The following is a 19,621-nucleotide window of genomic DNA, read 5'->3' on the forward strand; positions in this document are numbered from 1 at the left end:
GTCCGGGAATTGTTATGCAGACAAAAACCGCACTTGAAATAGAGCACGTGACAAAAATTTTCCCCGACGGAACAAAGGCTCTGGAAGACATAACTTTTTCTGCAGCCTGCGGGGAATTTATTCTGATTGCAGGTTCAAACGGTTCGGGCAAGAGTGTGCTTATGTCCCTGATTGCCGGACTTGACGAAGCTACTTCGGGGAAAATTTTTTGCGGTAATGAAAAAGCCGGGCTTGTTTTTCAGGATGCGGACTCTCAGATTCTTGGCGAGACACCGTGGGAAGATGTCGGCTTTGGTGCAAAAAACTGTGGCTTAAAAAAAGATGCGCTTAACGAACGTGTGGCTTCTTCTTTGGCAGCGGTCGGCCTTTCAGAAAAAATGCACTGTCCTGCAAGGCTTATGTCGGGCGGTGAAAAGAGGCGTCTTGCGGTTGCCGGCATTCTTGCAATGGACCGCAGTATAATTATTTTTGACGAACCGTTTGCAAATCTTGACTGGCCGGGTGTAAGGCAGGTTTGTTCAATTTTATCAGAGTTAAAGAAAAAGAAAAAAACTGTAATTGTTCTTACACACGAAATAGAAAAAATACTTGCCCTTGCAGACAGATTTATTGTTCTTGACAAAGGACGCATACGTTTTGACGGAACTCCCAGGGAAGGACTTGAACTGCCACTTGAAAACTGGAGCATAAGAAATCCACTTGTAAATTATTCAAGCGCGGAGGATATGCTGTGGCTGTAAAATTATTTTCTTACCGAAGAGGAAATACGCTGCTTCACAGAATTCCTGCAGGAATAAAAATTCTTTTTCTTATGGGAATAAGCATTGCAGTGTTTGCAGGAAAGCATGTGAATGTTTCTGTTACCGTAATTTGCGGCGCACTTTCTTTGATGGCATTTTTTTTGTCGGACGCAAAATTTTCTACTTTAAAATCCGTAACATTTGTTTTTGTACTCGGCGCGTTTGTAACTTTGTTTTCGGCTTTGGTTCTTCTGCCGCACGAAGGAGCAGTTGCCTTTTGTTCGTTTGCTGGCATAGATCCTGTTGGAATAAAATACGGGGCTTTGTATACCGTGCGTTTTTTTATAACTGCACTTGCAGCACAGTGTGTGTTTGAAACAACATCTGCACTTGAAATACAGAATTCTTTTGAGTGCGCACAGAATGCTGTTGCAAAAGTTTTTAAGCCTGTAAAAAAAATGAACCCCGCGCTTGTTCTTTCACTTGCAATAAATTTTATTCCGGAAGTTTTTGCAACATGGAACCGAGTGGATCTTGCAGTAAGGGCAAGAAGTGCTGCCAAAGGAAAAAACAAATTTTCTTTAAGAATACTAGGCGTAAGACTTACTGCATTTTTTCTTTGCCTTCTTGAGCGCGCGGAATCAAAACGTATGGCTGTTCTGAACCGCGGATAAGTTCATTCCGGGCAGAACATTTCAGTTGAAAAATCCCATTATAAGATTGTGTGCAACGGAACCTCGTTTTGGAATTTCGGGAAGATTGTCCCTGCTGAACCATTTAGCGTCATCAAGTTCTGATTCCTGAATTTTTATTTCACCCGACTCATAGTCAGCAAGAAATGCGAGCATGAGCTGGTCAGGAAAAGGCCACGACTGGCTTCCGGTGTATCTTATGTTTTTTATGCAGATTCCCGTTTCTTCAAGGACTTCACGTTTTACAGCCTGTTCAAGTGTTTCTCCAAGTTCAACAAAGCCCGAAACGCAGGCGTATGTATCGTATTTTCTGTTTTTGTTTTTTACAAGAAGTACTTCGTTTCCTTTTGAAACAAGAACAATTACTGCAGGTTCAATACGCGGAAAAAACTGTCTTTTGCAGCCGGGACAGACTTTTGCAGAAAATTCCGTATCGTCTTCGAGTTTTTTTCCGCAGGTGGGACAGAAACGGTGTGTTTCCCTGAGACGCAGAAGTCCGTGTGCACGTGCAGCAAGTGTTCCCAGATAAGACGGAATTCCTTTGCTTTGTTCTTCTGCAGTTTTTGTTCTCCAGAAAAATTCCCTCAGAGCAATTGATTTGCAGCCGCAGGGAAGGGGTGATTCGTTTTCGAGCATAAGTGCACTGTAGTTAAGGTCGGGTTCTGCAAACCAGTCGGATGCTGTCTGGTTGTTAAAAAATTTTCGGAGTATCTGTTCATCAGGCAGATTTTTTATGTCAAGAAAATTGTTCTGGTTCTGTTCGTTGCAGATTAGTATATCGTTTCCTGAAAATACAAAATGATGTTCACAAAAAAAATTGTTTGGATTACTTATTATCGGCATAATTTATTGTAGCACATAAATTTGTTTCGTGCCATAAAAATCGGATGAATTCAGTTTGTTGAATTTCCGGCGGTTTTGCGGTATATTTTTATGAAAATCCTGGTATTTTATCATATAACCCAATAAGGAGGAAATATTTACAATGAGTAGTCTGATTGACGAGTATAAAAGTTTTTTGAATGAAGGAAAAACCGAGCGCGAATGTGTTCATGTTATAGAAGCAGAGGCTTTAAAGAATGGATACAAAAATATTTGTGATACAGAAAAACTTTCGCCCGGAGACAAAGTTTATGTTTCCAAGTTTGGAAAGGCAATTGCACTTTTTGAAATAGGAACATCCAAAATAGAAAACGGAATGAATATTCTTGGTGCACATATCGATTCACCGCGCCTTGACGTAAAGCAGAATCCTGTTTACGAAAAAGATTTTATTGTTTACATGAACACGCATTACTACGGCGGAATAAAAAAATACCAGTGGCTTACAATGCCTCTTGCAATTCACGGTGTCGTGTGCAAAAAAAACGGAAGCGTTGTAAATATCTGTGTCGGTGAAAAAAGTGATGATCCCGTTTTCTGTATTTCTGATATTCTTCCGCATCTTGCACAAAAGCAGATGAAAGAAACCGCAGCAGATTTTATTCCGGGTGAAAATCTTGACGTGATTGTTGCAAGTGACTGCCCTTCTTGTGAAAGTGACAAAGAAAAGTCCAAAGAAAAAAATCCTGCAAAAAAAGCCCTTCTTGCACTTCTTAAGGAAACTTACGGAATAGAAGAAAAAGATTTGAGTTCTGCCGAACTTGAAGTTGTTCCGGCTGGAAGTGCAAGGGATCTTGGTTTTGACCGTTCGCTTGTTCTTGGTTACGGACAGGATGACCGTTCCTGCGCATTTACTTCTGTTAAGGCAATGTTTGAAACACGTGCGTCGGTTCGTACAAACTGCTGTGTATGTGTAGACAAAGAAGAAATAGGAAGTGTAGGCGCAACCGGTATGGGAAGCCACTTTTTTGAAAATGCTGTTGCCGAAGTTATTGCACGTCTTGAAAATTATTCTGATCTGACTTTGCGCCGATGCCTTAATTCCAGCAGTATGCTTTCGAGTGATGTCAATTCTGCCTTTGACCCGCTCAATGCAGATTTGTATGACAGGGAAAATGCTTCTTTCCTTGGCGGCGGAATTGTGTTTAACAAATATACCGGTGCACGCGGAAAGTCCGGAGCAAGTGATGCAAGCCCCGAGTTTATTGCAAGGCTCAGAAATGTTCTGGACCGTGACGGCGTTAAGTACCAGATGGCAGAACTTGGAAAAGTTGATCAGGGTGGTGGCGGAACAATTGCGTATCTTGCCGCAAAATACGGAATGTATGTACTTGATGCAGGCGTTGCTGTTTTGAGTATGCATGCACCATGGGAAATAACTTCCAGGTCAGATATTGAACAGGCCTTTGCAGCATACCGTTCATTCCTTACTTTGGAGTAATAAAATAAAAGCTGTCCCGGAAATGCGGACAGCCTTTATTTTTTTAGTTTGATTCTGCGGCGCCGGGAAGGCCTATGTCTTTTCTGTAGAACATATCCTTGAATTTTACGGCACCCATTGTTGAGTAGGCTTTTTTCCATGCTTCATCAAAGGTGTCTCCGTATGCTGAACATGCAAGAACGCGTCCTCCGCTGGTAACAAGGGATGGGGTTCCGTCTTTGTGTGCACAGCGTTCTTCAATTGCACCGGCAACAAATATCTTTGCGTCAGAAGCAATCTTTGCCTTTGCAATTTCTATCGGAATGCCTTTTTTGTATGACTTCGGATATCCTCCGCTTACGGCAACAGGAGCTACAACGTATCCTTTTTTCCATTTGAAGTCAAAAGATTTGAGTGAGCCGTCTACAATTGCGTCGCACATTTTTTTGAAGTCAAAGTCCATGAGCGGCAGAACAGCCTGTGTCTCAGGGTCTCCGAGACGAACGTTGTATTCAAGACATTTTGGTCCTTCGGCAGTAAGCATGAGACCAAAGAAAATGAATCCGCGGTAGTCATAGCCTTCTGCAACAAGTCCTTTGAGTGTAGGCTCAAGAATGTTTTTTTCAAACTGTGACATAATCAAAGGAGTTACGTCGTCTACAGGTGAGATTGCTCCCATTCCGCCTGTATTGGGGCCCTTTGCACCGTCAAGAAGCCTTTTGTGGTCGCGTGCACTCAGGAACGGAACAATGCATGCTTTTCCTTCCTTTGCATATTCAGGTGTAACACTTACGGCAGCAAGAATTGAAATTTCGGCACCGCGAAGGTACTGTTCGATTACAAGTTTTTTTCCTGCATCACCGACCATTCCGCCTTCCATAAGTTCTTTAACTGCATCTTTGGCCTGCTGTACTGTCTGGGCAACAATTACGCCTTTTCCTGCTGCAAGACCGTCTGCTTTTACAACAATTGGAGCGCCTTTTTCTTCTATATAAGTAAGTGCCTGTGCTTCATCTGTAAAAGTTTTGCTTTCTGCACACGCTACACCGTATTTTTGCATAAAGTCTTTTGCAAGGTCTTTGCTGGCTTCGAGCTGTGCGGCTGCGTATTTTGGACCGACTGCAGGAATTCCAGCTTTCCAGAATGCATCTGCCATTCCTTCTGCAAGCGGATTTTCGGGGCCTACAACAGCAAGTGTGCAGGAATTGTCCTGTGCGATTTTAACAAAGACGTCGTTTCCGGAAAGTTCACCGGAATATGATGACGGATCGATGTTTGTGCATTTTTCCTCAAGAGCTGTGCCTCCGTTTCCGGGAACGCAGATTACATCTGTAACGGAACTGCTTTGTGCAAGCTTCCAGGCTATGGCGTGCTCACGGCCGCCGTTTCCAATGACGATTACTTTCATACCTGGTCATAATAAATTAAATTCTCTTGTTTTTCAACAGTATAGGTGCAAGTAAACAGTGGCTCTTTTCTCTTGAAGAGTTGGTGCTTTTTATGTAAAATAATGTTATGGAAAAATTGAAGATTTTGTTGGCCAAAGGCAGAATTTACGAATCTGTCTACGAGCTTTTAAGTGATGTGGGAATTTCTATTAATCTTCCCGACCGCACATATTTTCCGACTACAAACCAGAAGGATCTTGCCTTTCAGGTAGTAAAGCCCCAGATTGTAAGCAATTTGATTGCCGGTGAAAAGGCAGATGTTGGATTTTCGGGAAAAGACTGGGTTTACGAAAATGGTGTTCAGGATGAAGTTATAGAAATCATGGATTTGGGTTTTGATCCGGTAAGAATAGTTGCCGCAATTCCTGATACATTTGACTATGATAAGGTTGTGTCTGCGCCGGTAACAATTGCGACAGAATACCAGAACCTCAGTGCAGGATGGGTTGCCGCAAAAAAAATCAAGGGAACAATTTTCCGCACGTGGGGAACAAGCGAAGGTTTCGTTCAGGATAACGAAGAGTCAATAGCGCAGATTCTTATTGACAACACAAGTACAGGTTCTTCACTGCATGCAAATCACCTTAAGATTGTTGACACTCTCATGGAATCTTCTACACGCATGTATGCTTCAAAGAAAGCCATGGCAGACCCCGAAAAAAAGCAGAAGATTCTTGAACTTAAGATGCTGTTCGAGACGGTACTCAATGCCCGTTCACGCGTAATGCTCGAAATGAATGTTTCCGAAGAAAAGTTTGAGTCTCTGGTAGCAGGACTTCCTTCAATGAGAAGCCCGACCGTAAGCCCTCTCTTTGGCGGAAACGGTTATGCCATTAAAATTGCAGTAAAGAAAAGCGATGTACCTGTACTTCTCCCGAAACTTCAGTCTCTGGGTGCAACAGACATTGTTGAATATGAACTGCGCAAAGTAATGATTTGAGGATTGCGATGCGAACAGCAGAAATCATAAGAAATACTTCCGAAACACAGATAAAACTTGCCCTCAATCTGGACGGAACCGGCCGCTGTGATGTTAAGAATCCGCTTGGTTTTTTTGATCACCTTCTGCGTTCCTTCTGTAAACACGGAATGTTCGATCTTACAGGTGAACTTAAGGGCGACCTTCATGTAGATGAGCACCATTTAATAGAAGATACCGGAATAACCCTTGGCATGTGTTTTGCAAAGGCTCTGGGTGACTGCGCCGGTATTTTCAGAAGCGGTTTTTTCATCTACCCGATGGACGAAAGTCTTCTTTCTGCGTCTGTGGATTTTGGCGGAAGACCTTATCTTTTTTGCGAAGCCGGTCTGTCAAACATTCCGCTTGTGTCAATGAGCCCCGAAGGCGTTCAGTCTTCTTTCCAGACAGACTGTTTTGAAGACTTCTGGCAGGGCTTTGTGTCTTCGGCAAGATGCAATCTGCATCTGGAAACACTGCGCGGAAGAAGTGATCATCATAAAATGGAAGGATTGTTCAAGGCTGCTGCCCGCGCAATCCGTTCTGCCGTGGAAATTGATCCGCGAAGAAATGGAGAGATTCCGTCAACAAAAGGACTTATTGTCTGAGAATCAGCTGCAACCGGAGGTAAATATGGACTGCTCTGAGGAAATTCTGAATCTTTTGCGTGATAATGCGCGCATCTCTATAGAAGATATTTCTGCAATGACAAAAAAAACGCCTGATGAAGTTAAGGCAATCATTCAGAAACTGGAAAATGACGGCGTAATAATGAAGTATGCTGCCATCGTTAATCCCGAAAAAGATGCCGGTGAAAAAGAAAAAGTCCGTGCCGAAATTGAAATTCAGGTTGCCCCTGAGCGCGAGCATGGTTTTGACGGTATTGCCGACAGAATTTACAGATTCCCGCAGGTAAAGTCCCTTTATCTTATGAGCGGCGGTTACGACCTTAAAGTTATTATCGAAGGCGAAACCCTTCAGGAAGTTGCACTTTTTGTTGCCAGAAAACTTTCTACGCTGGAAGGCGTTCGCTCTACAAAGACACATTTTATTTTAAAGACATACAAAGAAAATGACATTGTCTATGTAGAACAAAGCTCTGACAGTCGTGAGGGAGTGACTGCGTAATGAATACCAGACAGGACAAATTCAGCCGCTCAATGGTGGAAACTCCTCCAAGCGGAATAAGAAAATTTTTTGAAATGCTCATAGGCCATGACGATGTAATTTCGCTTTCTGTAGGAGAACCTGACTTTCCGACTCCGTGGCTTATGCGTGAAGAAGCGTTTTATCATCTTGAACAGGGACACACAAGTTATACAAGCAACTGGGGCCTTCTTGAACTGCGCGAACAGATTGCTGCCTATCTTGAACGATATGACCTTTACTATAATCCGCGCAAGGAAATTCTTGTTACTGTAGGAGCCAGTGAAGGTGTTGATGTTACGCTCAGGGCAATTCTTAACCCGGGCGACGAAATTATTGTCTGCCAGCCCTGTTATGTAAACTATACGCCGCTTGCTCATCTTACCGGAGCAAAGGTTGTTGAACTTGATACAAGTGTAAACGGCTTTTACCCGACCGCAGAGCAGCTCGAAAAAGCATGTACTCCGCGTACAAAAGCGGTAATGATGTGTTCGCCCAATAATCCGACCGGAACAATGATTCCGCGTGAAGAACTTGCAAAGATTGCAGAAGTTATAAAAAAGCATCAGATCTGGTGTATTTCTGATGAGATTTACTGCGAGCTGGTTTATGACGGAGCCGAGCATGTTTCTATAGGAAGTTTCCCGGGAATGAAGGATTATTCCATTATTCTGAACGGATTTTCCAAGTCTTTTGCCATGACAGGATGGCGCATAGGTTATATAGCCGCGCCTGATGATCTTATGGCCGAGATGGTAAAACTGCACCAGTACAATACAATATGTGCGCCTATAATGAGCCAGTATGCTGCAGTTGAAGGCCTTAAAAACGGCTGGTCAGAAGTAGAAAAAATGAGGCTCAGTTACCAGCAGCGCCGCAATCTTATGCACAGCGCTTTCTGCAATATGGGGCTTCCTGTTCCTGAACCGACCGGCGCATTTTATATGTTCCCTGACATTACTTCAACCGGAATGTCAAGCGAAGAATTTGCAACCGAGCTTTTCCGGAAGCACAGTGTTGCCGTTGTTCCGGGAAGTGTTTTCGGTGCCTGCGGTGAAGGGCATATAAGATGTTGTTATGCTACATCTGTTGACAAAATAAAAACTGCCCTTGACCGCATTGCAGAGTTTGTTGATGAATGCAGAAAAGGCAGCACACACTAACCAAAACGGCGTTTATTGCCGATAATTCATATTATGGATAGTGGAATATTTTCGTACCTGATTTCAGGCGTTGTTGTTATTGCCGTAGTCTCTGTTCTTGTCCTGTTTATGGGCCGCAAAAAGAATTCGTCTTCGGAAAAGCGCAGTTCAAAAAACCAGTCGCAGGTGATTCGTGATGCCAACAGAAAACTTGCGAAAGATCCCAATGATCCTGCAGGTCTTATTCCGCTTGGTGACATTTACTTTGCCAATAAACTCTGGGACAAGGCTTATCCTGTTTATGACAAACTTTCCAAATTTTCGATGGACAATCCTTCAATTGATGCACTTACGTCCTGGCTGCGGCTGGGAATATGTGCTGTAATGCTTAAAAAAAATCCTGAAGGAATTGCAGCACTGACTTCGGCATATAAAATTGACCCGCACGGTTTTGAAGTAAACTACTATCTTGGAAAAGCGTGTTTTGACAGCGAACAGTACGAAAAGGCAATTCCCTGCTTTAAGAAAGCGATTGTAGCGCGCCCTGAGGCAGAAGGAGTGTATCTTCTTTTGGGACAGAGCATGTACAAGTCTCACAAGTTCAGGGACAGCCTTCCGTGTTTCAGAAAAGCGCTGGACGAAGATCCTTCCAACAAGGAAGCTCTTTTTGACATGGCAGATGCAATGACCGAAGAAGGACACGGCGAAAAGGCAATCAAAGTGTTTATGCATCTTCGTCCCGATCCTGTGTACGGCGCGCGGTCCTGTCTTGCAGCGGGACTTTTTCATTCAAAGACAGGGGATTTGGAAAGTGCCATTCAGGATTACGAAATAGGTCTTAAGCATGAAAGTGCACCTGTTCAGACAAAGCTTGAAATTTCCTATAACCTTGCAAGATGCTATTTTGGTGTTTCTAACATTGCAAAGGGTGTTGCTCTCTTAAAATCTATAAGGAACATAAATGAAAATTACAAGGACGTTAATGCCCTTATAACACGCTATCAGGAATTGAGCCAGAATAAAAATCTTCAGATTTATCTTTCTTCGAACAGCAGTGACTTTGTTACCCTTTGCCGCAAGTTTATTGCAAAAAAATATTCAGGCTCGTCGGTTAAGATTCAGAGTATTGATGTTGACCAGCTTTTTACAGATATTCTTGCCGAGATTTATACGCCAAAGTGGGAAGATGTGGTGCTGTTCAGATTCTTCAGGACAAGCAGTGTTACAGGCGAAATGTATGTGCGCGATTTTCACGGCCACATGCAGGACGTTAAGGCAGCGCGCGGTTTTTGTATTTCTGCCGGAACTTTTACAGCAGAAGCCCACAAATATACAGAAGGCCGCCCGCTGGATCTTATAGAAAAGAACGATCTGTCAAAAGTTCTTAAGCAGATTTCTATCTAGACTGAACCGGCCACCTTTTTCTATGCACGTGGATCTTCTATGACAACAAGATTGCGCTCGTGGTCTTCGAGATACGGAACTTCGAGCGGGATTTTTTTGTATTCCGGAACCATCATTTTTATTTCCTGCATTTCGGCTTCAATTTTTTCACTGCGGGCTTTGTATGCAGCAAGTGTTCCGCCTTTTTTGAGCATCCTTAAAAGAAGTTTTACAATTTTTTTGTCAAAGGGATGAAATGCTCTGAATACTTCAAGGTCAAAGGACTCTGCCTCAACTGCATCTGCTGCAGAACAAAGAACCTTTACGTTTTTAAGCCCCATCTTTTTTACAGCATCTTCAAGAAAGACGCAGCGTTTTTCCATACGTTCAACAAGGGTAAAGGAAACCTGCGGAAATACTGTTGCAAGCGGAAGTCCGGGACATCCTCCGCCACTGCCGATGTCTGCTACCTGTACCGGTCTGTTTTGTGTCTTTGATTCAAGTCTGCTTACAATCTGTGCAAGTGGTGAATATGCTGCAAGGCTATCCAGGACGTGGTTTACTGCGATTTCGTCTTCTGTGTCTGCCCTTACCAGATTGTATGTTTTGTTGAATTCCATTACTGCATGAATGTAGGCTTCGAGGGACTGAATTTGACTTTCGTCTGCGTTTATTCCGAGTCTGTTTATTCCGTCAATGAGTTTTTGTGAATGTGCAATCATTTTATTGTCCTATATCAATTAAAAATTCCATTTTCCAGTCAGGATCTTCTGTACGCATCGTTACAAGATTGCCGACCCTTACGGCCTTTAAATCTTTTCTTTGAGAAAGCTGGTACAAAAAAGAGTATTTGTTTTCGTAATCCTGGCTTACAACCGCTGCCGCCGAATAGTTTGTAATTCCGTTTTCACCCGGAGCCGTTTTGAAAAGAATATGAAAGGTTTCTTCGCGCATCTTTTTGTCGCTGGTGTAGCGTCTGTCACCGGTAACAAGGAAGGCTCCGTTCGGCTGTACGTCTGAAATAAAGATCCGGCGGCATGTAGAAAGAATGTTGTATCCGTTTACCGTAAAGCGCAGAATATGCGGAACAGGACTCTGTGTGGAAGCTGCAGTTTGGGAAGGAACTGCAGCTGCAGCCGGGTGCTGTACTGTTGCATTTGTTTCTGTTTTCTGCGCGGTTTTGGAATCTTCTTTTATTGTTTCTATGTTGTCAAGAACACGTTCAAGAAGAACTTTTGTTTCTGCATCGTTCTGTGAGCGGTAGTCCGTGTCCATAATTTTAAGAAGACCCGAACTTTTAAGGGACAAAAGGTCTGTTGCCGTAATTTTTTTTGCAGCAGAAGATGAAGTTTTTTTTGTATCTGTTTTCTGCGTGCTTTCTGTTTTTTCTGATGCAGATTTTTCGCGGACGGTATTGTTCTGCTTTAAAGATTCTGCGCCGGTGTAAAAGTCAGGGGTGCCCGGTGTGTAAAAACTGCGTCCTATGGACGGGGCTGCAACTGACGGCATTGAAGGAAAGTCCGGTGACAGAATTCCGTCTTTGGACGAGTCCTGTGAATATGCGTTTTGTGCAGCCAGATGCGCGGTTAGAAGAAGCAGTGCCGCTATTTTACATGCCCGCAAGGCTTTCCTCCACGTATTCAAGACGCTGTGTAAGTTCGCTGATTGTTTTTGTAAGTCTGTCGCGTTCTTTTTCGAGCTTCTTTTTTGGGTCGGCAGTCTGTGCCTTTTTTTTCATAAGCGCTATTACGCTGTCGGGGCTTTTTCCCTGTTTTATTGCATCTGTTGCTTTTGCCCTGTCTTCGGCTTTTTTGCAGCTGGCAACAATTTTCATGTTTTCGTAACCAAGTTCGGCATCGTCTTCGGGAAGAAGTCCTACTTTTGTAACTGACTTTGCCGTTGTGCGCGGAAGCTGGAGTATTCTGTCCAGGTAGTCTTCGTAGCGTATGTTTGCCTGCTCGCAAAGAGTGTGGGCTTTGATAAGGTTTTTTCCCAGTTCCTGCATGATGTGGCCGTTTGGCTGAATGTATTTTTCGCGGATTTCTTTTGTGAGTGCATCGAGTTCGGGTGCGCCTGAAAGGTCAAGTTTGTAGTAGCCTTTTTCTTCTGCAATGTCCAGAAGTCCGTGGAATTTTGCCCAGAAATAATTTGTGTGGCTTCTTGACTGGCACGGAGGGTTTCTTCCGCCTGACTCTTCTATTTTTTCTTCGTTAATAAGATGATGCGTGTATTCGTGGATTGCCGTGTAAATTAACTGAGTGTCTGTATGGAAATTCTTGTTGTGAAGAAGAATTTCGCGTGTGTCGGGTTTGTAAAGACCGTTTACGCGTTTGCTTTCTTTTCCTGTCATTGTGACGGTAAAGTCCAGCTTTGACTCCTGGATGTCCAGAAGCATTTCTTTTATTTTTTCGTTGTCCATTTTTTATCCTTATTCTGATTTTTACATAACATTTATATCACAAAAAAAGCGCTCGCTCAATCTTTTTGACGTCTTATTCGAGCGCGCCCATTGCTCCAAGAATGAGAGACGCTGCTACTGTGGCTGCGGTTTCTGTCCTTAAGACGCGGTTTCCCATTCCCAGGCGCGCAAAGCCGTGCTGTTCCAAAAGAGCGCGCTCGCGGTTTGTCCAGCCGCGTTCACTTCCTATAGCCGCCGCAACAGTCTGGGGCCGGCCGTCTGTTACCGGCGGGTCTTTGGCAAGGGCGGAACAAAGGCTTGCGGCGGGGTTTATGTTGTCGAGCGCAATTTTTCTTAACGAAGGGCGCGCGAGCTGCAGTTCTGAAAGGCAGTCGTTAAGCGATGTGTGTATTTTTAAAAGAGGAACGTGTGTTCCGGCGGCCTGTTCTGTTCCTTCGAGAAGCATTTTGTATCCGGCGTCTGTTGTAGCAAGGTCTGACTTTAAATATGACTTTTCGCCCAGTTCTGTTGCGGTCAGGTGAATTTCACAAGCGCCCAATCCTGCCATGTCACGCAGAAGTCTTTTGAGCTGGATGGGTCTTGGAAAACCGATAATCATAATAAGCGGGTTCAGAGGTTTGCCGTCGGTAAGGGGAGTGAATGTGTAGGTGAGAAATCCTTTTGTAAAGGTTTTGCGGCCGTCAGAAGATGTGCCTTTCTGAGTCTGAACAGATGTAATTGTTGCTGTTCCGGCCATTCCGCCTATGATTCCTGCGGCAAAAGTGTCACCTTCTTTTTTGTGCAGAATTTTTATTATATGCAAAGCGCGTTCGTCGTTAAGGCTGAGCGGCTGTTCTATTTCTTCCTTCGTAAACAGACATATGTTCATGTGCAATATTATAGAAGAAAAAATAAATGCATTCAACAATGGAGAATGTACATCTTTTTACAGGTACAACCCATCTTTAAAATAAATTCCTACGGCCAAACCAAAATCAGGAATCACTTTTATTTTAGATTCGTGCCACGCAAATATTGTTTTTTCATATAAATATATTGAAAATCTTGAAATACAAAAATTAAAACCTATATCCAATGAACTTTTCCAAAAATAATATGGAGTTCCTTTTTCCCAGTAACAGGGAATTTTATAAGCCGGGTAAAAATAAATACAGGGACCTGCCAAAGAAGGTTGTTCGGGAATAAAATTATAAAATACTCCACTCCCGGCAGAAAGGAAAAGACTGCCACCTTCTGAACCTGTCTCTGTTTCCAGTCCATACCCTCCAAATCCAACAGCCCAGGAAAAAGCAAATTTATTTAAAGTTGTTATCTCTATTCTTGCCTCACCTTCCGCACTGAACCCTGATTCATTATCATTGCCCATATAATATAACGGTGAAGAATTTCCAACCCAGCTTACAGAATTTCCTAAAAAAGTTGGAAAATATAATTGTATGTTTCCGTCTGTCTTTGCAAATATAGAAAGCGAGTTTATCATAAACAATAAAAGAATTATATTTTTTTTGTTCATAATTTTTAGAATGGCAGTGCTAATTTTTTGATAGGAACACCCCATAAAGTATAATTTATTCCAGGCGGTAGAACAGAAAGAATTTTTCCAATTATTGCATCATAGGCCTTCACAACAGTTCCAATTATTGATTTTCCAAACGGTGTACAAATGCATGTAACTACAGGTACTGCTGTTAGTGATGAAATCAAAAGAGTTTTTTTGCCGAACTCTTTATCTTTATTTAAAATATTTGTTGCTTCCTTTCCATCTTTACCTATAACTGAAGTAATAAGGTTTGTAAAATCACTGTTTTTGGCCCAACTTAATAACCTAAAAGTCATAGCAGAGGCTCCTGCAGCAGCGGCTACATAACCTGATGCCTTTACCCATGGAATCCAACTGGAAGCGGCAATGAGTCCGGCAGATGTTGCTGCACAATAAGTTCCATACAATACGATATTTGCTGTACTAAAATCGCTCGAAAAAATGCTTCTTTCATTTGATTGATTTACATTTATATTTGAAGCAGAAATTCGAATACTCTCATTTGTAATATCTGACAGCGAGGATTCAATTTCAGATATAGATTTGCTATATTGTATTCCCATTTCTTCTGATTGTTTAGAAAAGGCTTCAGAGAATTTCTCAGTGGTTCCACCATTAAAAAACAAGTTTAAAAACTGGAGTTCTGTTTCTGCATATTCAGATTTTTTTATTTCATCGATTACTTCATCTGTATTGTTTATCAGACGGTAGATTTTTTTTTCGTCTTCTGAAATTTCTGATGAAGCAGTTCTGGCATATATATCCAAAATAGAATCAAAATAACCAGCATCTTTCATTGCCCCAATATTTCTTGCAATTTCAGATTTGTACACTTGTTGGCCTAAAGGTTCTGTTATGGACATTTGGGAACAATTAATAATCAGTAAACTTGATGCGATTATAAACACATTACTTAATTTTTTTGTACACATTTATTTCTCCTTACTATATCGCTATATAACAAAATTTTAAAAAATTAAAGTTATTGTTTCTGATTTTGAAAATATAACATAAAATTATACAATTTGTATGCTTCACTTTCTTCTGTTAAGAGATTATATGAGAATGTACATCTTTTTTCTACCGGCGGGGTTCACGGTTTTTGTCTTGACGGGGGCAAAATTGTTTTTTATTATTGAGGGAATGAGAAAGTTTTTGTTTACACTTGTTCTGGTTATGGTTTCGTTTTCATTTACAGGATGCCTTCAGTTTTTGCTGAGTATGATGTCATCGGACGAAAATGAATCTTCGCAGACAGATTTGGGAAATTCGGACTGGTATTATAATCTTGGTGACAATACCAGCGTCACTATAGACAATGTTCGGGACAAGGAAATTATCTTTGTAAAATTCAATAATTCCAACAATGTTATTCAGCGGGCAGACCAGAGAACTCTGGATTATACAGACGGAATTGATACTTCTTCTGACAAAATTGAATCTTATGGTGGTTCGAACAGTTATTCATACCGTTCTTTAAGTGACGCTGCAGACAAAGCTGCTGCTGTTGCTCAGGGGCCGGTTCATTTTGAGCATAACGAAAATTATGGTCCGGTTTATGCAGCTCCTTCTTCGCGCGCCGTCAGTACAAACAGCGTGAATTACACAGATTTTACTAAAGGTTACAGACGCAATTTTTGGGCAGACACAGACATTTCTTCTTCAATAAGCTATGAGCAAAAGGCATTTACCTTAAGAGCAGGAAATTCCAGCTGCCTTGTCTGGGTTGCAGATGACTGCTACATGGAAGGTGAAGTTGCCGCTTTGTCCAGCGGATCTAAAGTTACAACAGCGATTGCAGAATCCATCGCAGACACTTTTGTAAAACACTGCGGTTTTGAGCGCGAAGTTTTCGGAACAGAAAGCAGCATGATGATAGATGAATACAATTATGCAAAAATAGACATGGCTTCTAAAAGCCCCACCGGCACTCTTGTAAACATTCTTTTGTATGACATAGGAGACGATTATTCTAGTTCAAATGCAAGCGGTGTAATAGGATATTTTTCCAGCAAGGATTATTACGTGCGACGACCTTCTGCAACAGGAAACGAAAAGCCGTTAAGATATTCCAACGAAGGAAAGTTCTTTTACATAGACGCGCCGTTCTGCAATTATAACAGTTCGGCAACCGGTTCATACAAATTCGGCGGAACAGGTGGAGTGAGCCAGACTGTAATTTCTACGCTGTTCCACGAGTTCCAGCATATGATTAATTTCGGGAACAAGGTAATTGAAGGCGGTGTAAGCGATAATCCTTCATGGCACAACGAAATGCTTTCTATGCTTGCAGAAGATCTTATGGCGCAACAGCTTGGTCTTGATGCAAAAGAAAATGTTGCCGCAAACAGAATTCCTCTTTTTAACAGGGCTTATTATAATTCAGGTCTTACTGAATACCTTAAAGACACAGGCAAATCAATTTATTCCTATTCTACGGCCTATGCATTCGGCGCGTGGATTGCCCGCGAGTACGGCGGCCCTGCTTTTATAGAAAATATGAGCAAAAATGCAAAAACAGGAATGGACTCTATTACAGACGCAATTTATGCAACTACAGGAGAAAGTGTTTCGCCACTTGTTTTGTACAAGAAATTTATTCAGGCTTGCGTTTACAGAAACACATTTGCCCAAACTTACGGCTATCCGACTTTGTACAAAAAGATAGACAGTATTTTTGCAGACGGGATTTCTGCCGGTCTTGGACGCATAGATATTTTCAGCAGCGACTACAAGTACCAGTATTATGACCGCAGCTCGGACTATTACACAGGTCCCTGTCTTATAAGCTATGATGCTGCTGCAGATGAACTCAGACCACACGGCTTTACAATCCATTATGTGGGCAGGGCAACAAGTGACACCGTTGTTCTGGAATTTTCGCAGAGACAAGCAAGCGGTGAACAGATAATGATTTATGTTCAGGACAGTTTTAAAAACAAAATAAATTAAACGAGGAATAAAATGAAAATTCCGTTCTTTAAGGACAACGACAAAGAAAAAACACCGGCACAGACTATTGTCGAAGATGTGTGTGCAATAAAAAAAGGCGAGTCGGTTCTGATTATAGCAAACCCAGAAACTTCGGCAATTGCGCAGGATTTGTATACTGCATCTCTTGATGCGGGTGCATCGCCCTCACTTATGTTCCAGCCAAAAAAGTCTTCGCTTGACATGGCAGAAAAGGCCGTAATCTGTGCTATAAAAAGCGAACCCGATGTAATCTTTTCTATCTCGGCAAACAAGTTGGGCAAAGATGAAGAAGCGCTGGCAAATCCGTACACAGACGCGGTCGGACAAAAATATTCCAACATATTTGACTATCTGCTTTCGGGAAAAAAATCTGTTCGTGCTGTCTGGACTCCGGGGCTTACACAGGATATGTATGAGCGTACTGTTAATATTGACTACAGACTGCTTTCAGAACGCTGCAAAAAAATATGCTCACTTTTTGAAAACGCAAAGTCCGTTAAAGTAACTTCCCCCGCCGGAACAGATTTTACCGTTTGTGTAGAAGGCAGAAAAGCGCTTGTAGATGACGGTGACTTTACAAAACCCGGTACCGGCGGAAACGTTCCTTCGGGCGAAGTTTTTATAAGCCCTGTTGTAGGAAAGAGCAGCGGTGTTATTGTATTTGACGGAAGCATGACGTTCAGCGACGGTGATGCAATGCTTGAAACTCCAATCCGCGCCACGGTAAAGGATGGATTTGTTACAGACCTACAGGGCGACAAAGAAGCAAAGCGTCTTCTTAAAGACATAACGGCTGCAGAAAAACAGTCGGCAACTGACGAATACCGCAGAAATGCACGCAATATAGGCGAACTTGGAATAGGCCTTAACCCGGCTGCAAACATTACCGGCAATATGCTCGAAGACGAAAAGGCATTCCGCACGTGTCACTTTGCAATAGGCGAAAATTACGACGGCGATGCACCGGCTCTTATTCACTTTGATGGAATTGTATGTTCGCCTACAATAGAAATAGAGTATCCTGACGGAACATCGTTTGTTTTACTTGAAAAGGGCGACCTTAAAATTTAATCTGTTTTTGGAAAGGTGATGAATATGAAAAAAATAATTGCATTATGTCTGGCGCTAGCAGGACTCGGAACAGCGGTTTTTGCAGAAAAGAATGGCAAATCTGCGGTACAGGAATTCCGCGAGCAGATTCCGGCTATTACAGAAGGTGCGGGTGCTGCGGTAAAAGATCTTATTGACGGAATAGGAACTTCTGTTGAGTCTGCCGCAAAAACTATAGAAAATTATAAAATAGACAAAATAACCGGCAAACTCAAAGTGTGCGGCAAAGGTGAAGACATGGTTCTTACCTTAAAATGCGCCGGATGGGAAAACTATACAATAAAGACACCGTCACAAACGCAGAGTTCGCGCGACAAACTTGCAGTATTCAAAAACCGCCGCCTTACAATGAGCGGGGTGCTTAACCGTGAAAAAAAAGAATTCACGGTTGTGTCGTTTGAACTTGCAGAGTGACGTTATTTTTCAGCCTTTCTTTACAAAGACTTTATGGCTTCTGAAACCTGCTTTAACTGCTCGCGGGTCATGTCTTCGTTGTGTTTGAGCATTGAAGCAGGAAAGCCGTATGCCTTTTCGAGGTCAGCGTCTGTCATTACTTCTTCGGGAGTGCCGTAGTCCATGTTTTTGTTGGGGTGGATAAGAAGCACTTTTTCTGCATAGCGGCGGCTTAAGTCAAGTTCGTGCATTGAAATAAACATTGCAGTCTTTGTCTGGTCAGAGTATTGCCTCAGGTATTCAAGGGCAGCGTTTTTCTGTCTGTCTTCCATGGCAAACATGGGCTCATCCATAAAGACTGCCGCACTTCCGTACAGAATGCTGAATGCCAGAAGCACGCGCTGTGTTTCGCCTTTGCTCAGTTCGGTAAGTTTGCGTCCCATTATTCCGTCAAGTTCAAAAACATCTGTTGCTTCTGAAAAAAGGTCGCCGCTGGATTTTATTCCCTTAGCGTTTGCTTTGAGTGCACCGTTTTTATAGACAAATTCCAGTAATTTCTGGGTTTCGTCTTCGCTTTCAAATTCCATGTTCTGGTAAATTACAGAAGCCAGAAGATTTTTCTTTTCTTCATCAAGTGCGGCGACGTCCTGCCCGAACAGTGTTACTTTTCCTGTCTGCGGAACAAGTCTTCCTGCGGCAAGCATTAAAAGCGTGGACTTACCGCATCCGTTCGGCCCGATAACGCTTGTAAATGCTGCCGGTATGCTTCCGGTAAAGCTTTCGAATACAGGAGACGGAACAATCTGCTTTCCCTGTGCGTCTAGGTCGCCTTCAACTGCGGGATATGTAAAAGAAACATTTGTAAAATCAAGACAATTCATGCTGTCAAGAATATATGAATTTGCACTTCTGTACAAGAACAACGGTGGCCGGGCGGAATTTCTGCGGACACTTCTTTGTTGCGTTACAGTCGTTTTTTTTATATAATGAAGAAATGGCATTCGGTAATTTATTTTCGCGTCTGTTCAGAAAAAAGTCAGACAAGCGCATAGCCGTTAAAGGCAATATATCTACAAGTCTTGTGGAACGCATTAATTCTTCTATGGATCTTCTTGTAATGAAGAGCGTAAACCTTAACGAACAGTGGAATTCAGAGCGTGAAACTATTTTAAAGCTGCGTGATGATGCAAAGAAATTTGTTGAAGTAGACGAAATTCTGGCCGCCAAGTTTGAACAGGACATTCTGGGAAGCATAACGGCCTTAAGTTCTTCGTGTGATGCGGCCCTTGCAGGAAAAAGCGATGCTGATGTAAAAAAATCTCTCGCAGCGTTGTCATCTGTTATAAGCCAGAGACTTTCACTTCAGAAATAGCAG

Annotated in this window: 21 protein-coding genes; 12 read left to right on the plus strand and 9 right to left on the minus strand. The window is 42.4% G+C overall.

Going from position 1 to position 19,621, the window contains the following annotated elements; translation table 11 throughout:
* The first annotated feature begins 14 nt into the window (after nucleotides 1–14).
* Both IWA51_RS02590 and IWA51_RS02595 read left to right on the plus strand, forming a co-directional pair.
* On the plus strand, nucleotides 15–740 hold the full coding sequence (locus IWA51_RS02590) for an energy-coupling factor ABC transporter ATP-binding protein (protein WP_198443032.1): 726 nt from the start codon (nucleotides 15–17) through the stop codon (nucleotides 738–740).
* On the plus strand, nucleotides 731–1,414 hold the full coding sequence (locus IWA51_RS02595; RefSeq protein WP_198443033.1) for an energy-coupling factor transporter transmembrane component T family protein: 684 nt from the start codon (nucleotides 731–733) through the stop codon (nucleotides 1,412–1,414). The genes IWA51_RS02590 and IWA51_RS02595 overlap by 10 nt, the downstream gene beginning before the upstream one ends.
* 21 nt (nucleotides 1,415–1,435) lie before the next feature.
* On the opposite strand, the gene nudC is transcribed toward IWA51_RS02595, so the two are convergent.
* Complete coding sequence (gene nudC, locus IWA51_RS02600; protein ID WP_198443034.1) at nucleotides 1,436–2,275, minus strand: NAD(+) diphosphatase; 840 nt, start codon at nucleotides 2,273–2,275, stop codon at nucleotides 1,436–1,438.
* 133 nt (nucleotides 2,276–2,408) lie between these two features.
* On the opposite strand from nudC, the gene IWA51_RS02605 reads away from it, so the two are divergent.
* Nucleotides 2,409–3,755, plus strand: a complete 1,347-nt coding sequence (locus tag IWA51_RS02605; RefSeq protein WP_268969638.1) for an aminopeptidase — start codon at nucleotides 2,409–2,411, stop codon at nucleotides 3,753–3,755.
* A gap of 43 nt (nucleotides 3,756–3,798) precedes the next feature.
* On the opposite strand, the gene purD is transcribed toward IWA51_RS02605, so the two are convergent.
* Entirely contained in the window at nucleotides 3,799–5,142 is a 1,344-nt protein-coding gene (gene purD / locus IWA51_RS02610) for a phosphoribosylamine--glycine ligase (RefSeq protein WP_198443036.1), read from the minus strand.
* A 107-nt stretch (nucleotides 5,143–5,249) separates the two neighbouring features.
* Between purD and hisG the strand changes: the two genes are divergently transcribed.
* The 5 genes from hisG to IWA51_RS02635 are packed head-to-tail and all read left to right on the plus strand — an operon-like array spanning nucleotide 5,250 to nucleotide 9,832.
* A complete protein-coding gene (gene hisG, locus IWA51_RS02615; RefSeq protein WP_198443037.1) occupies nucleotides 5,250–6,122 on the plus strand; it encodes an ATP phosphoribosyltransferase in 873 nt (290 codons plus the stop codon).
* An 8-nt stretch (nucleotides 6,123–6,130) separates the two neighbouring features.
* Nucleotides 6,131–6,748 (plus strand): imidazoleglycerol-phosphate dehydratase, encoded by a 618-nt coding sequence (locus IWA51_RS02620; protein WP_198443038.1) that lies wholly within the window; start codon nucleotides 6,131–6,133, stop codon nucleotides 6,746–6,748.
* A gap of 25 nt (nucleotides 6,749–6,773) precedes the next feature.
* Nucleotides 6,774–7,268 (plus strand): Lrp/AsnC family transcriptional regulator, encoded by a 495-nt coding sequence (locus tag IWA51_RS02625; RefSeq protein ID WP_177527201.1) that lies wholly within the window; start codon nucleotides 6,774–6,776, stop codon nucleotides 7,266–7,268.
* Complete coding sequence (locus IWA51_RS02630) at nucleotides 7,268–8,449, plus strand: pyridoxal phosphate-dependent aminotransferase (RefSeq protein ID WP_198443039.1); 1,182 nt, start codon at nucleotides 7,268–7,270, stop codon at nucleotides 8,447–8,449. Before IWA51_RS02625 ends, IWA51_RS02630 begins: the two co-directional genes overlap by 1 nt.
* Nucleotides 8,450–8,482: 33 nt before the next feature.
* Nucleotides 8,483–9,832 carry a tetratricopeptide repeat protein gene (locus IWA51_RS02635; protein ID WP_198443041.1) on the plus strand — a complete coding sequence of 450 codons (1,350 nt, stop codon included), beginning with the start codon at nucleotides 8,483–8,485 and terminating at the stop codon, nucleotides 9,830–9,832.
* A gap of 20 nt (nucleotides 9,833–9,852) precedes the next feature.
* Here IWA51_RS02635 and rsmG read toward each other — a convergent pair whose 3' ends face one another.
* From rsmG to IWA51_RS02665, 6 genes are all read right to left on the minus strand, one after another.
* Complete coding sequence (rsmG, locus tag IWA51_RS02640; RefSeq protein ID WP_198443043.1) at nucleotides 9,853–10,533, minus strand: 16S rRNA (guanine(527)-N(7))-methyltransferase RsmG; 681 nt, start codon at nucleotides 10,531–10,533, stop codon at nucleotides 9,853–9,855.
* Nucleotide 10,534: 1 nt separating this feature from the next.
* A complete protein-coding gene (locus IWA51_RS02645; protein WP_198443044.1) occupies nucleotides 10,535–11,434 on the minus strand; it encodes a hypothetical protein in 900 nt (299 codons plus the stop codon).
* Nucleotides 11,421–12,230 (minus strand): hypothetical protein, encoded by an 810-nt coding sequence (locus IWA51_RS02650; protein WP_177527196.1) that lies wholly within the window; start codon nucleotides 12,228–12,230, stop codon nucleotides 11,421–11,423. Before IWA51_RS02650 ends, IWA51_RS02645 begins: the two co-directional genes overlap by 14 nt.
* A 73-nt stretch (nucleotides 12,231–12,303) precedes the next feature.
* Nucleotides 12,304–13,098, minus strand: a complete 795-nt coding sequence (locus IWA51_RS02655) for a 16S rRNA (uracil(1498)-N(3))-methyltransferase (protein ID WP_198443046.1) — start codon at nucleotides 13,096–13,098, stop codon at nucleotides 12,304–12,306.
* 57 nt (nucleotides 13,099–13,155) lie between these two features.
* Nucleotides 13,156–13,743, minus strand: a complete 588-nt coding sequence (locus tag IWA51_RS02660; protein ID WP_198443048.1) for a hypothetical protein — start codon at nucleotides 13,741–13,743, stop codon at nucleotides 13,156–13,158.
* 5 nt (nucleotides 13,744–13,748) lie between these two features.
* A complete protein-coding gene (locus tag IWA51_RS02665; protein WP_177528318.1) occupies nucleotides 13,749–14,702 on the minus strand; it encodes a hypothetical protein in 954 nt (317 codons plus the stop codon).
* Between the two features lie 211 nt (nucleotides 14,703–14,913).
* Between IWA51_RS02665 and IWA51_RS02670 the strand changes: the two genes are divergently transcribed.
* The 3 genes from IWA51_RS02670 to IWA51_RS02680 are packed head-to-tail and all read left to right on the plus strand — an operon-like array spanning nucleotide 14,914 to nucleotide 18,267.
* Nucleotides 14,914–16,722, plus strand: a complete 1,809-nt coding sequence (locus IWA51_RS02670) for a hypothetical protein (RefSeq protein ID WP_198443050.1) — start codon at nucleotides 14,914–14,916, stop codon at nucleotides 16,720–16,722.
* A 12-nt stretch (nucleotides 16,723–16,734) separates the two neighbouring features.
* Complete coding sequence (locus tag IWA51_RS02675; protein ID WP_198443052.1) at nucleotides 16,735–17,814, plus strand: aminopeptidase; 1,080 nt, start codon at nucleotides 16,735–16,737, stop codon at nucleotides 17,812–17,814.
* Nucleotides 17,815–17,838: 24 nt separating this feature from the next.
* The gene (locus IWA51_RS02680; protein WP_198443054.1) at nucleotides 17,839–18,267 is read left to right on the plus strand and encodes a hypothetical protein; all 429 of its coding nucleotides are present in this window, start codon (nucleotides 17,839–17,841) and stop codon (nucleotides 18,265–18,267) included.
* Between the two features lie 20 nt (nucleotides 18,268–18,287).
* Here IWA51_RS02680 and IWA51_RS02685 read toward each other — a convergent pair whose 3' ends face one another.
* Entirely contained in the window at nucleotides 18,288–19,127 is an 840-nt protein-coding gene (locus IWA51_RS02685) for an ATP-binding cassette domain-containing protein (RefSeq protein WP_177528322.1), read from the minus strand.
* Nucleotides 19,128–19,240: 113 nt separating this feature from the next.
* Between IWA51_RS02685 and IWA51_RS02690 the strand changes: the two genes are divergently transcribed.
* The gene (locus tag IWA51_RS02690; RefSeq protein WP_177528323.1) at nucleotides 19,241–19,618 is read left to right on the plus strand and encodes a hypothetical protein; all 378 of its coding nucleotides are present in this window, start codon (nucleotides 19,241–19,243) and stop codon (nucleotides 19,616–19,618) included.
* The last annotated feature ends 3 nt before the right edge of the window (nucleotides 19,619–19,621 follow it).

Origin of the sequence: Treponema peruense (assembly GCF_016117655.1) — a bacterium.
In the GTDB taxonomy this organism is placed as follows: Bacteria; Spirochaetota; Spirochaetia; order Treponematales; family Treponemataceae; genus Treponema_D; species Treponema_D peruense.

What these genes read in the sequence shown, in the direction of transcription:
- IWA51_RS02630 (WP_198443039.1), top strand. Translation starts at nt 7,268, where the DNA reads ATGAATACCAGACAGGACAAATTCAGCCGCTCAATGGTGGAAACTCCT.
- IWA51_RS02675 (WP_198443052.1), top strand. Translation starts at nt 16,735, where the DNA reads ATGAAAATTCCGTTCTTTAAGGACAACGACAAAGAAAAAACACCGGCA.
- IWA51_RS02680 (WP_198443054.1), top strand. Translation starts at nt 17,839, where the DNA reads ATGAAAAAAATAATTGCATTATGTCTGGCGCTAGCAGGACTCGGAACA.
- IWA51_RS02690 (WP_177528323.1), top strand. Translation starts at nt 19,241, where the DNA reads ATGGCATTCGGTAATTTATTTTCGCGTCTGTTCAGAAAAAAGTCAGAC.
- IWA51_RS02655 (WP_198443046.1), bottom strand. Translation starts at nt 13,098, where the DNA reads ATGAACATATGTCTGTTTACGAAGGAAGAAATAGAACAGCCGCTCAGC.
- IWA51_RS02665 (WP_177528318.1), bottom strand. Translation starts at nt 14,702, where the DNA reads ATGTGTACAAAAAAATTAAGTAATGTGTTTATAATCGCATCAAGTTTA.
- IWA51_RS02590 (WP_198443032.1), top strand. Translation starts at nt 15, where the DNA reads ATGCAGACAAAAACCGCACTTGAAATAGAGCACGTGACAAAAATTTTC.
- purD (WP_198443036.1), bottom strand. Translation starts at nt 5,142, where the DNA reads ATGAAAGTAATCGTCATTGGAAACGGCGGCCGTGAGCACGCCATAGCC.
- nudC (WP_198443034.1), bottom strand. Translation starts at nt 2,275, where the DNA reads ATGCCGATAATAAGTAATCCAAACAATTTTTTTTGTGAACATCATTTT.
- IWA51_RS02650 (WP_177527196.1), bottom strand. Translation starts at nt 12,230, where the DNA reads ATGGACAACGAAAAAATAAAAGAAATGCTTCTGGACATCCAGGAGTCA.
- rsmG (WP_198443043.1), bottom strand. Translation starts at nt 10,533, where the DNA reads ATGATTGCACATTCACAAAAACTCATTGACGGAATAAACAGACTCGGA.
- IWA51_RS02625 (WP_177527201.1), top strand. Translation starts at nt 6,774, where the DNA reads ATGGACTGCTCTGAGGAAATTCTGAATCTTTTGCGTGATAATGCGCGC.
- IWA51_RS02635 (WP_198443041.1), top strand. Translation starts at nt 8,483, where the DNA reads ATGGATAGTGGAATATTTTCGTACCTGATTTCAGGCGTTGTTGTTATT.
- IWA51_RS02660 (WP_198443048.1), bottom strand. Translation starts at nt 13,743, where the DNA reads ATGAACAAAAAAAATATAATTCTTTTATTGTTTATGATAAACTCGCTT.
- hisG (WP_198443037.1), top strand. Translation starts at nt 5,250, where the DNA reads ATGGAAAAATTGAAGATTTTGTTGGCCAAAGGCAGAATTTACGAATCT.
- IWA51_RS02685 (WP_177528322.1), bottom strand. Translation starts at nt 19,127, where the DNA reads ATGAATTGTCTTGATTTTACAAATGTTTCTTTTACATATCCCGCAGTT.
- IWA51_RS02620 (WP_198443038.1), top strand. Translation starts at nt 6,131, where the DNA reads ATGCGAACAGCAGAAATCATAAGAAATACTTCCGAAACACAGATAAAA.
- IWA51_RS02670 (WP_198443050.1), top strand. Translation starts at nt 14,914, where the DNA reads ATGAGAAAGTTTTTGTTTACACTTGTTCTGGTTATGGTTTCGTTTTCA.